An 11,968-nucleotide genomic window follows, 5' to 3' on the forward strand; every position below is an offset into this window, starting at 1 on the left:
AACCACCGTCCAGTGAGGAGAGAACCGCGGTGACCGACGAACCGATGAACAACCGCAAAGCGGAACCGACACGACGTGCCGCCCCCTACACGGGTCGCGCGCTCGCCCGGGTGCTCGCGCCGCTGGATCTGACCGTATGGCCGCTGATCCGGCGCGGTTGGACTCTCACCGCGGCGGCGCTCGGCTGGCTGCTGCTGGATGCGGTGCTCACCGGTACCGGGGTCGGGCTGGTCTCGCTCGCGGGGCAGCTGCCCACACCGGGAGCGCCGGCCGTAGGCGGACTCGGCGCATTGCTGGTCGTAGGCGGGCGCCTCGCCGCATGGGCCCTGCTCGCCGCGCTCCCCGTCGCCGTTGCCGCCGACTTCGCCCGCAGTCCCGGGAAGGCATCATGATCACAGGGGCACGCGGGTGCCTTGAGACGTTCGATGGGGACCTGACCCCGTATGAGGAGTACCTGGGTCTGGAGCCCTGGCCGCTCGGCCGGGTCCGACTGGGGGTGTCACTGATCGCAGCAGTGTGCGGCCTGGTCGCCGTGACACTGACGGCGAGCCACCCTGCGGGATGGCAACTGCTCGGCTTCGCCGCGGGCCTGGCGGGGATCACCGCCCCCGCCCTGGTCGCCATGCAGCATCAACGAGCCAGGATGCGGCGGCTGAAAGCCGCCTGGCCGCACCGGCACACCGAGGGGGAAGCCTGATGGCGCGCAGCACAGATGACCCGTTGATCCGCGTGGTGGAGCGAGCCATCGAGCAGAACATCACCAGCCATGAGGGCATCGACGTGCACGACGCGGCCCGCGCGGTCGTACGTGAGGTGCGGCGGCACTTGAAGATGGAGGAGTTGCAGCGGTCCGCCGCGAAGCTGGCCGGCCGGACCCCCAACTCCGACCCCGGATCGGAGGCGGAGTGAAACACCACCAGCCCGCCAGGGAGTTCAGGCCGGTGTACCCGCCGACCGTGCTGTGTGCCGCGCTGTACGCCGCCGGGGTACGGCCGCTGACCGCATCCGCGGCCCGGCGGGCGGCGGATGCGGACCGGGTGGCAGCGCAGGTGACGGCCGACTACGGGGCCGCCTCACCGGAGGCGGCGGGCGCCCTCGCCGCAGCCGTCCGCCTGCGGGCAACGACGAGCTGAGGACCCGGCTGTGCGCCCAGCGCCTCGGCACACGGCGAAGACCGAGAAAGAGGGCACCGCATTGTCTGTTCACGACACTTCCGACACCTTCACCTTGACCATCACCGACCGCTTGGACGTGCTGCGTCCCGACGGCAGCACCTGGGATCTGTGCGCGGGGCACGATCACGAGTGCCGAACCGTGGCGCAGGTGTTGGACTGTCTGGTGTGGGAGAGCCTTGCTTCCATCCCGCCCGCGGACCTGTACGGCCCCAGAGCTGAGCCGCTTCGTATCGTCCTGCCCGGCGTAGAGCCCTTCGTTGCCGTCTTTCATGCCCCGGACGAGGAATTCGTCAGTGGGCGCACTCTCGATGAGATCGGCCTACCTCTGTGCTGGCGCGCGGTCGCCGAAGCGGCAGGCGCGTCCGCCGCCGAGGCGGCCGAGGCCATCGGCTGCCCCTCCTGCCAGCACCCGCAGGGCTGACTGAGTCGTTCCTCCCTGCCGCCGCACGGTCAAGCAGTTGACCAGGCGGTTGGAGTGCCACCGCTTCCCGCGGCTACGGTGACGTCCGTGGCGTCGACCGTGCACCAGATCAAGGTGACCTTGCAGGGCATCGAACCGGCCGTGTGGCGCCGTCTGCATGTGCCCTCCGGCATCCCGCTGTCCGGCCTGCACGCGGTCATCCAGGTGGCCATGGGCTGGGAGGACTTCCACCTGTATGAGTTCTCCGCCAACCACGGCAGCCGCTACGGCAGCCAGGCCACCCCTGCTCGCGCGCTCAGCGTTGCCCAGGCGCTGCCGCACATCGGCAGCACGGCCGGGTACGTGTACGACTTCGGTGACTACTGGGTGATGCACCTCGAAGTCGAGAAGATCCACCGCCCGGCCAAGAACACCGCCTACCCCAGGTGTTCGGCCGGCAGCAGGGCCGCCCCGCCCGAGGACTGCGGCGGCGTCGATGGCTACTACCAGATGCTCAGGGTTCAGCGGCACCGCAAGGGCTGGCGCTACCAGCAGCTGCGCGAGCAGGGGCTGCACAAGTACGACCCGAAGGTCTTCGGTAAACAGGAACGGGACGAGATCAACCGCTTCCTGTCCGACGACCCCAAGGCGTGCCGCTACCAACTGCCCGCCCCCTGGCACCACACCGTCGAGCCCCCGCCCGACCCGCTCCCGAGGCGCCCCTCTGGTCAAGAGGTTGACCGCCCAGAGCCCGAGTCCGAGCCGCAGATGCTCCCGGCGCCCCGCGACAGCCCCGAGCCTCCCGCCCCGGAAGCCGACGCGTCCGACGATCCGCCCGCCGTGCTGGTCAACGCGTTGACCAGCGAGTCGCCGAGTGTCGCCGAGGCCGCCGACGCCGTACTCGCCGCGCTGGACCAGGTTGACGAGGCCCGCGAGGTACTCGGTGCTGCTCTGCGCGCCGAGCAGAAGGCGACCGGCGTCAGCGCCAACCAGCTGGCCGAGCGGGTCCGCGGCGCGATGTCCCGCCCCCTGGTCCTCAAGGCCCTGCGTGAAGCCGACTGAGGAAGCCGTCCCCGCATATAGGGGTGGGGAAAGCCGTGGCGGAAGGACGGCCGACGCGAAAGTCTGAGCACCTAGGCTCTGAACACCGAACCCGGGAACGAGGGAAGCATGAAGTCGATCGCCGCCGTACTGGTCGCCGTCACGATCGCGATGGTGGTAGCTAGCGGCCTCGCGGTGATGGGTGCTGCGACGGTAGGCCGACCGCTGGGGCCCGCACTCGCGCTCTACCTCGGCGCGGTCGGCCTGTTCGCCACGTCCCTGTCCGGCTGGTACGCAGCCAACCGGCCCCACCGAACCCGTTGGTGACCGCGGACCCGACCATGGCTGGACCGTAGCGTGTCCGCGCGACGGCCACGGCCGTTTCAGCCCACCTCCGCCCCATCTACCGGCCGCCGATTGACCGGATCACCTCCGACGCGTCCCGATCGCCACGCAGGGACAGTTCGGCCGCGAGGGCCGTCAGCTTCCCGGCCATCCCCATCAGCATGCTCGGCAGGATGCACTCCTCGTCGGAGCCAGCCGCGGCGATCCGGTCGTAGGACTTCGCCAGTTCGGTGGAGAACTCGGCCTCCAGAGCGGCGCCTTCCTCCTGCGGGGACCGTGAACGAGGGAGGGTGAGGTGCTCCATTCCGCGGTCGGCCATGAGGCAGGCCAGGCGGACGCACTCCTGATCGAGAACGGCCATGTCGACGTACACGCGAGACTCTCCTTCGCGAAGGTGCAGGTGTCCTGCATACCGGACGGCGCCGCCGATCTGCATGGTCAACACGTCTCGATCGAGCCCGCGTTGGGGTGATTCGCGGCCAACTCACCTCAGATTCTCACCTCTTAAGAGGTGAGAATGCGGCTAGGATGGAGTCATGACCACCGAAGCCGCCGCCCTCATCCCCGAGCCCGCCCCCGCCCCGTCGCTGGAGGTCGTGCCCGACCTGCCCGTCGAGGTGACCGTCGCCGAGATCGCCGCCGGAGTCACCGGCGCCCTGGTGGAGGCCTGGAACGCGATCCGTGCCCGGCACCCCGACGTGCCCGAGGCCGTCATCAGCATGGCCACCGGCGGCCGCGCGAGCGCGGTCGAACTGGCCCACTTCGCGCCCCGCAGGTGGCGCCTGCGCCAGGGCGATGACGTCCACCACGAGGTGTTTGTCACCGCCGAGTCCCTGGCTGATGGGGCGAGGAAGGTGTTCGGCTACCTGCTGCACGAGGCCACGCACGCGGCCAACGAGGCGAAGGGCGTCAAGGACTGCTCGGCCTCCCAGTACCACAACAAGGAGTTCCGCAAGACGGCCGAGGCGATGGGGCTCGCCCAGCGGGACGAGACCGAGAAGTGGAAGAAGAAGTACGGCTCCGCCGGAACCGAGTTGGGCGACGAGGCCGCGAAGACGTACGCCGACCAGATCTCCGCGCTGGACAAGGCGATGCACGCCACCCGCACGCCCGACATCTACGCCACCCGCAGCCGAGGGGGCGGCAGCAAGGGCGGGGCCGACGGCGACGCGGACATGGAGGCCGACGCCGGCGGGGACGGCGAAGTGCCGTCCGGGAAGAAGGAGCGGGAGGACCGCAACTACGTCAAGGCCGTGTGCCAGTGCACCCCGCCCGCCGTCATCCGGGTCTCCCCGAAGACGCTGGAGCGCCGCAACATCATGTGCGGCGACTGCAAGGAGAACTTCGCGCTGGAGGAGTCCGACTGAGAGAGGTGGTCTTTCTGGCCAGATAACCCGCGGGCCCCGGCGGTCCCCTGCGCAGAGGGGGGGAGCCGGGGCCCGCGTCGTCGTGCGGCTGTGCCGCCGTGGTGCACCAGGAACAGCACCTACGGCAGGGGGATCAGGTGAAGTGCCGGGAGGCGGGCGGCTGCTCGATCACGGTGTCCCGGCGGTCGTCCCAGCGGGTGCAGTGCGAGGTGGTACGGTCGTCGGCCAGCCACCGGACGGTGATCTGCCACGACGGCCAGGTCCCCAGTGGGCGGTCCCGCTCGATGTCGAGGACCTCGTAGGCCTCTCCGTTCGCGCCGACGCGGTAGCGGCCGCCGACTCGGCGCGGGCCGACCTGGAGGTTCACGAACTCCGCGTGGGTCAGCTCGTAGCCCTCCTCGGCGTCGCCCAGCGACTCGGCGGCGGTCTCGCACCCGCACTCGGTGCAGCCGCCGAACCGCTGCGGGCTGACGGTCCCGCAGGTGGCGCACGTCACCAGCGGCTGCCCGCAGTCGTGGCAGGCGTCGTAGTGCGGCGGGTTACTTGCGCCGCAGGTGCAGGTGGACGCACGACGCTCGCGCAGCGCGATGGCGACGTCTTCCTCATATGTGCCCATGGGGCCCCCTTCAGTACGGGCCGGGGGAGTCCCGGCTCGTGGTCTATCTGGCCAGATAAAGCGTGCTACACGGCCCGTAGGCGGCGCGGGGAGCGGGCCGGGGGCGGGTTGCCCGGGTCGGGCCAGTCGTCGGCGGACAGGCCGTAGGAGGGCGGCTTCCAGCTCGCCGGGGCGTAGTGCCGGTAGACGTCCTCCCACGGAGCCTTGAAGAACGCCGGCAGCAGGCCGCCGCGGTTCGGGATCGGCTCGGGCGTGGCCGCGTTCTGCTCGCGGACCTGCTCGGCGACGCGCTCGGCGTGGTCGACGTGCCGCTTGCAGAACCAGTGCGGGAGCACCCAGCCGGTCCGCGGGTCCAGCTCCAGCACCTTGTGGTGGGAGTCGGCGCCGCAGATCTGCCGTTCGTTGCGGACGTCGACCGGCGGGACGTAGCCCGGGTCGACGTGCACGACCGGCTCGGGCAGAGGCCGCAGCGGCACCGCAGCCGCCTCGTCCCCGCTTGTGGCGGGTCGGCGCGGCCGGTAGACGTACGGCCGCAGGCGGGGCGCCTCGCAGCCCGGCGCCTGCCCGGGGCTCCAGTCGCCCGCCGCCCGGGGCGGCTCGTAGCGGGGCGCGTCGTCGGCGACCAGGGCGTCGAGCCGGGGGCGGCCGGTCGCCGGATTCCGGCCCAGGGCCCGGGCGGCGGTGCTCAGCACCCGCCCGGGGTCGCCGGGGGCGACGAAGAGGGCGTACGCCACGGCGAGCAGCAGCTCCCGCGCCGGCGGGGCGGCCCGGCGGTCGCCGAAGATGCGGTGGACGACCTCCGCGTGCGTCTCCGCCCGGTCCAGGCGCGGGGCGTCGGCGTCCGCCGGGCTCACGCGAAGACCTCCACCAGCCGGACCGTCACCGCGTCCTCGTGCAGCCGCTGACGCTTCAGGTACTGGTTCCAGGTCCGGTTGTCGCAGCGCTGCGGGATGCCGTCGCCCGGGTCGAAGTCGACCAGGCAGGGAAGGTGCACGTCCTGCGTGAGGACGGCGGCCAGGGCGTCAGCCTCGTACATCGGCTCCAGGCCCTGGAAGACGCGCTGCCGGTCGACCCGGGCGCGCGCCGAGGCGGTGCGCACCTCCAGGGCGAGCGGGGAGAGCGCGGCCCATTCCAGCAGCACGTCGCCGTGGCACGGCTCGCCGGGCTCGCACGGGCAGGCCAGGTCCATGCCGCACAGCTCCGGCAGCCGGGCGAGGATCTTCTCCCGGCGCTGGTCGCTCTCGTCGGCGGTCCAGTTGGCGCGGCTTCCGCGCAGCCACGGGCGGAACTCGGCGATCACCGTCGCGCGGGCCTCGGGCTCCTTGTAGCCGATGTCCATGGCGGCCGCGATGGTGAACGGGTTGCCGAAGTCGGAGGTGCGATCCACGATCATGCACCGCTCGGGCTTGCGCCAACCGCGGTCTCGGCGGCGCTGGATACGCGTGCAGGTACGCACAGGATGCGGTCCCTTCTTGCTGGTCAGGGCGGGAACGGGCAGTCAGTGTGTCGGTCGCGCATGAATCGGGATGTGGACTTCCCCGCCACCGCAGTCAAAGTCGGACCACTGGTGCTCGGGGTCGAGCATCCATCCGTTGTCCGTCGCAGCGCGCACAGCCTCCCGGATCGCCTCGGCCTTGCTGGCGTAGTCCCCGAGAGCCACGGACGCGAGCGGCAACCCGAAGTCCGAGGTGTAGGTGTCCACCGAGGCCAGCCACCCCCCGCACTCGATGATCAGAAGGTGCGTCGCCACCAACCCGACGCTGGCGCCGAGTTCGAGATACCGGGCGTGATCGGTCTGCATCACCAGCCCTTCGTACTCCGGGAAGTACCCGGCGAGGTCTCGGTGTGCGGTCTGGTCGCCTTCCTGTGCCTTGCGCAGTACGGCGACGGCATCCGCGATCCGCTCGGGGGAAAGGGCGTCGTTGGTCACGGTGGCTCCTGTCGGGGTGGGGTCGACCTGGTGCACGGCGGTGAAGCCCTCCCGGAGCAGGGCGCCCGGGGTGGCCTCTTGTGCGAGGCGGTGCTGCCAGTCCAGCGTGTCCGGCGGTACCCGCCGGTTGGTCGGTCGCAGCGCGTTGCGGATCAGGCAGTTCTCCCAGTCGGCGGCGTCGTACGGCTCGATCTCCATGGGCACGTCGCCGGTGGCGGGCAACTCCAGCGCGGCGTACGGCCGGGCCACGCCGAGGACGCGCTGGGACTAGTCCTCGGGCAGCGCGCGCACCTGCATGGCGAGCGCGGCAGCCACGGCAGGCTGGTGCTCGGTGAGGTGCTGCCACAGCGTGTCCGCCGTGGTCAGCGCGTCGGGCGATAACGTCATGTCGTCTCCTTGCGGACGGAGTTGGTCAGAACTGGCGGCGCATCCAGGCGGGGAAGCCGCTCGCGCAGGGACGGCAGCGGAGCCGTCCCAGCACCAGGCGCCAACCGGCGGCGGCCGCGCGGACGAAGTTCAGGTCCGTCATCCCGCAGCCGGTGCACTCGGGCTGTACCGGCCGGGTCACCGCAGCACCCCGCGGCGTCCGAGGACGTAGCCGAGGGCGGCACTGGCGGCGGCCTGGACGGCGATCCAGACCGCGCCCCCGGCGAGGAGGCGCGTCAGGCTGAGGTGGTCGGCACCGGGGAGCCAGACGGCGGCCGCCGCGGCGAGGCCGAGCAGCCCGGCCGGCAGCACTGCGAGCAGGATGAGGCGCGTGCTCACGACTGTCCCTCCTCGTCCTGGTCGTCGTCGGCCGAGCGTGAACCGCCGTCGAGATCAACGGGCTTGACCCCGGGATAGCCCTCCAGGAAGACCGGGTCGGGGGACCAGGACATGGTCGTCTTGCCCGCGCCGCCGGGGGCCAGTCCCATGGCCCTGGCCTGCGGGGCGTTGGGCAGGAGCCGGTCGAGGGCGGCCCGGAAGGTGAGCACGTTCTCGCTGGTCATCGAGTAGGCGACGGCCCGCTGCCAGCTGGGGTTGTCCGGGTCGTACACGACGGTGACGGGCGCCGGCGTGCCCTCGGGCCACCAGCCCTCGCGCACCCCGCGCGTGACGGCCCGGGACAGGGCGATGGTGGGGCCGCGCAGCGAGCCGAAGAACTCGCGCAGTTCGTCGGCGTCCTTCATGCCGTCGGCGTACACGACCTGTTGGACGAAGTGGCGGGCCGCGCCGGTCAGCGACGTGAGGTAGGCCTCCGCGCGGCCGACGGTCCAGCCGGTCTCGACGGTGGTGACGGTCAGCTCCGCGCCGTGCTGCGCCGCGGCGAGCGCGACCAGCTTCTCGGCGAACTCCTCGCTCGCGCCCTCGATGGTGATCTTCAACGGTTTCTCCCTGCGGTGGGGCCCGCCCCGGCTGGGGCGGGCGGGCGGTCAGTCGAGTTCGGCGCTGTCCACGACGTAGCCGGTGCGCTGCACCTGGCGGGGGGCGACGGCGAGCTGGAGTTCCGCGCGGTCGCCGGTGCGGCCCTTCTTGACCCGGGCCGGGCTGCCGGAGAGCGGGTCCGGGGCCGGGACGTAGTCGAGCAGGAGCCACCGGTGCTCGGTGCGCTTGCCGTCCCGCAGCTTGGCCAGGGCGAGTTCGAGCGCGAGCGCCCGGGCCAGGTCGCGGGTGCGGCGCACGCCGACGAACCGGCCGTGGCGGGTGACGATCCATACCTTCACGAGAATCCAGCCCCTCCGACAGATTCTTGCCTTGTTCTTCTTGTTCTACATGGGGAGTCTGCCCGCCCGGACCCTCTTCCGTCTAGACCCCGGAGAACTTGGCGAGATTTCTACACTCGTTCGGGTGACGGGGTGGCCGCCGCGTCATCGCCTCGGATAATGTGCCATATCCGAGGCGATAAACCGGACATGACGAACCGTCGGTCCCGAGGGGAAGGAAGCGAACGCGCATGCGAATCGTTCAGCAGGGTGACCGCGTCTCCGGCACGATCCAGGGGCAGGACTTCACCGGCACCGTCACGACCGTCCACGGACGCGACGGACACTACGCGGTCGACGGCGCCGGCACGTGGACCGTGCTCGTCCCCGCCACGCCGGACGCGGTCCGCATCGCGACCGACGCCCCGCTCACCACCCCGAGCGGACGCACCGTCAGCGGCGCGCTGCTGCGCGGCGCCGAGGAGATCGCCGCCCTGGTCTTCCTGGACGAACCCGGCGCCGGGGCCGCCGCGTAGCACCCCCCGGTCGGGGGCGCCGACGCCCAACCCCGGTGCCCCCGACCGCCGTTCACTCCTTCCGCGCCACCATCTTCCTGCACCGCGAGGGCGCGTGATTGTCTCCGGCACCCGTGACGAAGGGACACAGACGACCCCGATGAACACCGACCCCAACTACGCGCAGGGCCGGATCGTTGAGGCTGCGGCCGCGACCCCGGTCAGCGAGACGCAGACGGCGTTCGCCTACAACCTGCTCTACGACCTCATGGCCGCCGCCTACAAGCACGGCGTCCAGCTCTCGGATTTCGACGCGTTCACCGACCTTCCCGCAGCCTGCCTACAGGTCGCCCGCACCCTTGACCCCACCGCGACGAGCGAGGACCTCCCCCATGCGTGAGCACGCCCAGCGCGCTGGCAACGCCACCGTTCCGACCGCCACCCTCCACCGGTGGCAGAACCTCGGACAGAAGCAGCTCGCCACGTTCCTCGCGCACGGTGCGAAGAACGACCTGCCCCCGCTGATGTGGACGCTTGCGTCGAGCGGCGCCCTCACCGGCGAGGCGGATGGCCTCAGCTACACCCCGCAGGGGCAGCGCACGGCGGTCGAGCAGTGGGCCGCCCACGTCGGCGCCACCGTGACCAGCCGTACGACCAGCGACGGCCGCGAGGAGCTGTACGCGGGCTGGAAGATCGGCAAGGGCGTGGACGAGGTCGGAGGCTGCTTCCGCGCCACCATCTTCCTGGACGACGAGGCCGCGCGGCCGGAGAGCACGTGATGCCGACCTTCCTGATCGTCGCCATGCCGCTGGCCGCCGCGTTCATGGCCTGGTTCTACGTGGGCGTCGTGCGCGTGCACTCCGGCCGGGCCAGGAACGTCATCGAGGGCATGACGCCCCAGCGGATCGTCTACCGGCGCCTCAGCCGCCAGATCCGCGAGAAGCACGGCCGATGACCGACGCCGCACCGGTGTCAATGCCCCGCCGTAGCGTCCCGACCATCCACGCCTGCCGACGAGAGGCCACCACCATGGACGACCTGACCATCCGTACCGCCGCCGACATCTGGGAGGCCCTGGACGAAGGGCGCGACGTCGCCGAGTTCCTCGCCCACGCGCTGTGCCAGGTCGCCGCCGACGAGGGCGGCATCGAGGAGGTACTGCGCAACCGCTCCGGTTCCTGGGAGGCCGGACACATCCGCAGCCTCATGGAGGGCACGGTGGGCCCGGACGGCGAGGGCCTGGCGATGTACCGCAAGGCCGCCAAGCCGGAGCCCGGCCTGTGCGACGCCGAACTCCGCTTCGTCCACGGGGCCTGGCGCCTGGACGTGCGCCTGCCCGCCCTCGCCCTCCAGGGCGGCTGGCCCACCACGCCCCTGCCCGGAGACGCCGCGGCGGTGCCAACCGTCGCTGCCCGCACCGCCGCGCTCGCCCACCTCGGCTACCGCCCGGCCGATCCCGAGCAGGTCGGATGGCGCTGGGTCGAGGTGCAGGAGGGCCCCGACGAGCCCCCGTCCTTCATCACGTACACGCAGGTCCGCCCGCTGTAACCGGCCGCCCCGCGGTCGTCGCCGGAACCCTCCTCGTCATCTTCGGCTTCGGCCGAGCCGTCCTCACCAAGTAGATCGAGAGGTCACACCCCATGCCGCTGTCCGTACCGCTCCTCCTCGTGCCGGGAGAGCCGGACCGCCACTACACCGTCCACGTCCACCGCGTGCGCTGGAGCGTCGGCGCGGTCTCCGTACCGCTCACCGACGGCCACCTCACGGCGCTGGAGGCCAACGCCCAACGGGGCCTGCGCCTGGTCTCCGAGTGCATCGCCGCCGAGCTGACCGACGCCGACGTCGAGGTCACCGAGAACCCCGACGGCTCCGCCGAGGCCGTGGCCCGCGTGCTGTGCACCGAGGACGCCTGCGCTGCCGTCGCCGAGCGGTACCACCGCGACGCCGACGAGGACGTCGAGGCCGAGGCCGCCCGGAAGTGGGCCGCCACCAAACTCCAGGACCAGACCGTGGAACTCCTGAAGCTGCGCGGGGAGTTGGAGAAGACCACGCCCGGCAAGACCCCCGCCTCGCTCAAGGACATGCTCGCCGCCGTGCTGGCCGTCCAACAGGAGCGCACCGGCGGCCAGGACGACCGCGTCGTCCTGATGCTGGACGAGGCGGCCTTCCTCGCGCGGGAGAGCGGCCTGCTCCCCGACGGCACTCCGGAGGGGATCCGCGAGGAGATCGCACGGCTGATCCGGCAGGGCCGCAAGCCGTACCCGGTCGAGACCGACGACGAGGTGTTCGTGGGGGAGATGGGCCGGGGCAAGACCCGGTTCCAGGTCCACCGCCTCACGGACTTCGACAACCCCGACTCCGCGGTCTGGGTGGCTCCGGCCCGGGGGTCGATGACCCCGACGCTCACCGCCGAGGGGCGGGCCCACCTGGACCTGCCGAACGCGTTCCACATGGCGCCTGAGCACCTGGTGCGCGAGACCGAGACGCTGGCCCGGTCCGTTGCCGCGGGCGAGACTCGCAGCCTCGGCGTGCGGCGGCTCGCGGAGCTGTGCGGGGAGCTGGCCCGCCGGCACGGCGCCGAACCGCAGCCCCGGCCGTGCCCGGGAGGGTGCACCGAGGACGACGACGCGGCGCACGACCTGGTGCACCGGATCGGGTACCGGCCCCGCGCCGTGCGGGCTGGAGAGGTACGGACGGCCCGCATCATCCTCGCGCCGGAGCGCCGGGTGGACACCCTCCCGGCCGAACTCCCTGCCGACGACACGGCCTTCGTGCTCGTCTACCGCGAGGACACCCCGGGCCTCGCCCTCATCGAGGCCGTCCGCGCGGGCGATGACGAGGCCGCGCGGGACGCCGTCACCGGCGCGCTGCGCTGGCTCACCGCGGACGGGAAGTGA

General features: G+C 71.8%; 23 protein-coding genes. 14 read left to right on the top strand and 9 right to left on the bottom strand.

Annotated elements, in window-relative coordinates; all coding sequences use genetic code 11:
• Window positions 1–29 precede the first annotated feature (29 nt).
• The 7 genes from AC4OXY_RS46740 to AC4OXY_RS46770 all read left to right on the top strand — a co-directional run bounded on the left by AC4OXY_RS46740 (window position 30) and on the right by AC4OXY_RS46770 (window position 2,943).
• On the top strand, window positions 30–392 hold the full coding sequence (locus tag AC4OXY_RS46740; RefSeq protein WP_491995033.1) for a hypothetical protein: 363 nt from the start codon (window positions 30–32) through the stop codon (window positions 390–392).
• Window positions 389–697: a hypothetical protein gene (locus tag AC4OXY_RS46745; RefSeq protein WP_491995034.1), complete on the top strand. Its 309-nt coding sequence runs from the start codon at window positions 389–391 to the stop codon at window positions 695–697. Before AC4OXY_RS46740 ends, AC4OXY_RS46745 begins: the two co-directional genes overlap by 4 nt.
• Window positions 697–909 (top strand): hypothetical protein, encoded by a 213-nt coding sequence (locus tag AC4OXY_RS46750; RefSeq protein WP_491995035.1) that lies wholly within the window; start codon window positions 697–699, stop codon window positions 907–909. The genes AC4OXY_RS46745 and AC4OXY_RS46750 overlap by 1 nt, the downstream gene beginning before the upstream one ends.
• Window positions 910–941: 32 nt before the next feature.
• Complete coding sequence (locus AC4OXY_RS46755; protein WP_491995036.1) at window positions 942–1,133, top strand: hypothetical protein; 192 nt, start codon at window positions 942–944, stop codon at window positions 1,131–1,133.
• Between the two features lie 94 nt (window positions 1,134–1,227).
• Entirely contained in the window at window positions 1,228–1,596 is a 369-nt protein-coding gene (locus tag AC4OXY_RS46760; RefSeq protein WP_491995037.1) for a hypothetical protein, read from the top strand.
• Window positions 1,597–1,683: 87 nt separating this feature from the next.
• Window positions 1,684–2,637 carry a plasmid pRiA4b ORF-3 family protein gene (locus AC4OXY_RS46765; RefSeq protein WP_491995038.1) on the top strand — a complete coding sequence of 318 codons (954 nt, stop codon included), beginning with the start codon at window positions 1,684–1,686 and terminating at the stop codon, window positions 2,635–2,637.
• Between the two features lie 108 nt (window positions 2,638–2,745).
• Entirely contained in the window at window positions 2,746–2,943 is a 198-nt protein-coding gene (locus AC4OXY_RS46770; RefSeq protein ID WP_491995039.1) for a hypothetical protein, read from the top strand.
• A gap of 76 nt (window positions 2,944–3,019) precedes the next feature.
• Here AC4OXY_RS46770 and AC4OXY_RS46775 read toward each other — a convergent pair whose 3' ends face one another.
• Entirely contained in the window at window positions 3,020–3,334 is a 315-nt protein-coding gene (locus tag AC4OXY_RS46775; RefSeq protein ID WP_491995040.1) for a hypothetical protein, read from the bottom strand.
• Between the two features lie 163 nt (window positions 3,335–3,497).
• Here AC4OXY_RS46775 and AC4OXY_RS46780 point away from each other — a divergent pair, with 163 nt between their 5' ends.
• Window positions 3,498–4,328, top strand: coding sequence for a hypothetical protein (locus tag AC4OXY_RS46780; RefSeq protein ID WP_491995041.1), 831 nt, complete (start codon window positions 3,498–3,500; stop codon window positions 4,326–4,328).
• A 133-nt stretch (window positions 4,329–4,461) separates the two neighbouring features.
• Here the strand turns inward: AC4OXY_RS46780 and AC4OXY_RS46785 are convergent, their stop codons facing one another.
• From AC4OXY_RS46785 to AC4OXY_RS46820, 8 genes are all read right to left on the bottom strand, one after another.
• A complete protein-coding gene (locus AC4OXY_RS46785; protein ID WP_491995042.1) occupies window positions 4,462–4,944 on the bottom strand; it encodes a hypothetical protein in 483 nt (160 codons plus the stop codon).
• Window positions 4,945–5,009: 65 nt separating this feature from the next.
• Window positions 5,010–5,798 carry a hypothetical protein gene (locus tag AC4OXY_RS46790; protein ID WP_491995043.1) on the bottom strand — a complete coding sequence of 263 codons (789 nt, stop codon included), beginning with the start codon at window positions 5,796–5,798 and terminating at the stop codon, window positions 5,010–5,012.
• Complete coding sequence (locus AC4OXY_RS46795) at window positions 5,795–6,400, bottom strand: DUF4326 domain-containing protein (protein WP_491995044.1); 606 nt, start codon at window positions 6,398–6,400, stop codon at window positions 5,795–5,797. Before AC4OXY_RS46795 ends, AC4OXY_RS46790 begins: the two co-directional genes overlap by 4 nt.
• 42 nt (window positions 6,401–6,442) lie before the next feature.
• The gene (locus AC4OXY_RS46800; RefSeq protein ID WP_491995045.1) at window positions 6,443–7,123 is read right to left on the bottom strand and encodes a hypothetical protein; all 681 of its coding nucleotides are present in this window, start codon (window positions 7,121–7,123) and stop codon (window positions 6,443–6,445) included.
• A 163-nt stretch (window positions 7,124–7,286) separates the two neighbouring features.
• Window positions 7,287–7,442: a hypothetical protein gene (locus tag AC4OXY_RS46805; protein WP_491995046.1), complete on the bottom strand. Its 156-nt coding sequence runs from the start codon at window positions 7,440–7,442 to the stop codon at window positions 7,287–7,289.
• On the bottom strand, window positions 7,439–7,639 hold the full coding sequence (locus tag AC4OXY_RS46810; RefSeq protein WP_491995047.1) for a hypothetical protein: 201 nt from the start codon (window positions 7,637–7,639) through the stop codon (window positions 7,439–7,441). The genes AC4OXY_RS46805 and AC4OXY_RS46810 overlap by 4 nt, the downstream gene beginning before the upstream one ends.
• Window positions 7,636–8,238: a hypothetical protein gene (locus tag AC4OXY_RS46815; RefSeq protein ID WP_491995048.1), complete on the bottom strand. Its 603-nt coding sequence runs from the start codon at window positions 8,236–8,238 to the stop codon at window positions 7,636–7,638. Before AC4OXY_RS46815 ends, AC4OXY_RS46810 begins: the two co-directional genes overlap by 4 nt.
• A 48-nt stretch (window positions 8,239–8,286) precedes the next feature.
• The gene (locus AC4OXY_RS46820; protein ID WP_491995049.1) at window positions 8,287–8,577 is read right to left on the bottom strand and encodes a hypothetical protein; all 291 of its coding nucleotides are present in this window, start codon (window positions 8,575–8,577) and stop codon (window positions 8,287–8,289) included.
• Between the two features lie 230 nt (window positions 8,578–8,807).
• Here AC4OXY_RS46820 and AC4OXY_RS46825 point away from each other — a divergent pair, with 230 nt between their 5' ends.
• The 6 genes from AC4OXY_RS46825 to AC4OXY_RS46850 all read left to right on the top strand — a co-directional run bounded on the left by AC4OXY_RS46825 (window position 8,808) and on the right by AC4OXY_RS46850 (window position 11,968).
• Window positions 8,808–9,092 (top strand): hypothetical protein, encoded by a 285-nt coding sequence (locus tag AC4OXY_RS46825; RefSeq protein ID WP_491995050.1) that lies wholly within the window; start codon window positions 8,808–8,810, stop codon window positions 9,090–9,092.
• 139 nt (window positions 9,093–9,231) lie between these two features.
• Complete coding sequence (locus tag AC4OXY_RS46830) at window positions 9,232–9,471, top strand: hypothetical protein (protein ID WP_491995051.1); 240 nt, start codon at window positions 9,232–9,234, stop codon at window positions 9,469–9,471.
• Complete coding sequence (locus tag AC4OXY_RS46835; RefSeq protein ID WP_491995052.1) at window positions 9,464–9,850, top strand: hypothetical protein; 387 nt, start codon at window positions 9,464–9,466, stop codon at window positions 9,848–9,850. Before AC4OXY_RS46830 ends, AC4OXY_RS46835 begins: the two co-directional genes overlap by 8 nt.
• Window positions 9,850–10,026, top strand: coding sequence for a hypothetical protein (locus tag AC4OXY_RS46840; protein ID WP_491995053.1), 177 nt, complete (start codon window positions 9,850–9,852; stop codon window positions 10,024–10,026). Before AC4OXY_RS46835 ends, AC4OXY_RS46840 begins: the two co-directional genes overlap by 1 nt.
• Entirely contained in the window at window positions 10,023–10,619 is a 597-nt protein-coding gene (locus tag AC4OXY_RS46845) for a DUF6303 family protein (RefSeq protein WP_491995054.1), read from the top strand. The genes AC4OXY_RS46840 and AC4OXY_RS46845 overlap by 4 nt, the downstream gene beginning before the upstream one ends.
• Window positions 10,620–10,711: 92 nt before the next feature.
• A complete protein-coding gene (locus tag AC4OXY_RS46850) occupies window positions 10,712–11,968 on the top strand; it encodes a hypothetical protein (protein WP_491995055.1) in 1,257 nt (418 codons plus the stop codon).

This window comes from Streptomyces sp. HUAS MG56, assembly GCF_058673395.1.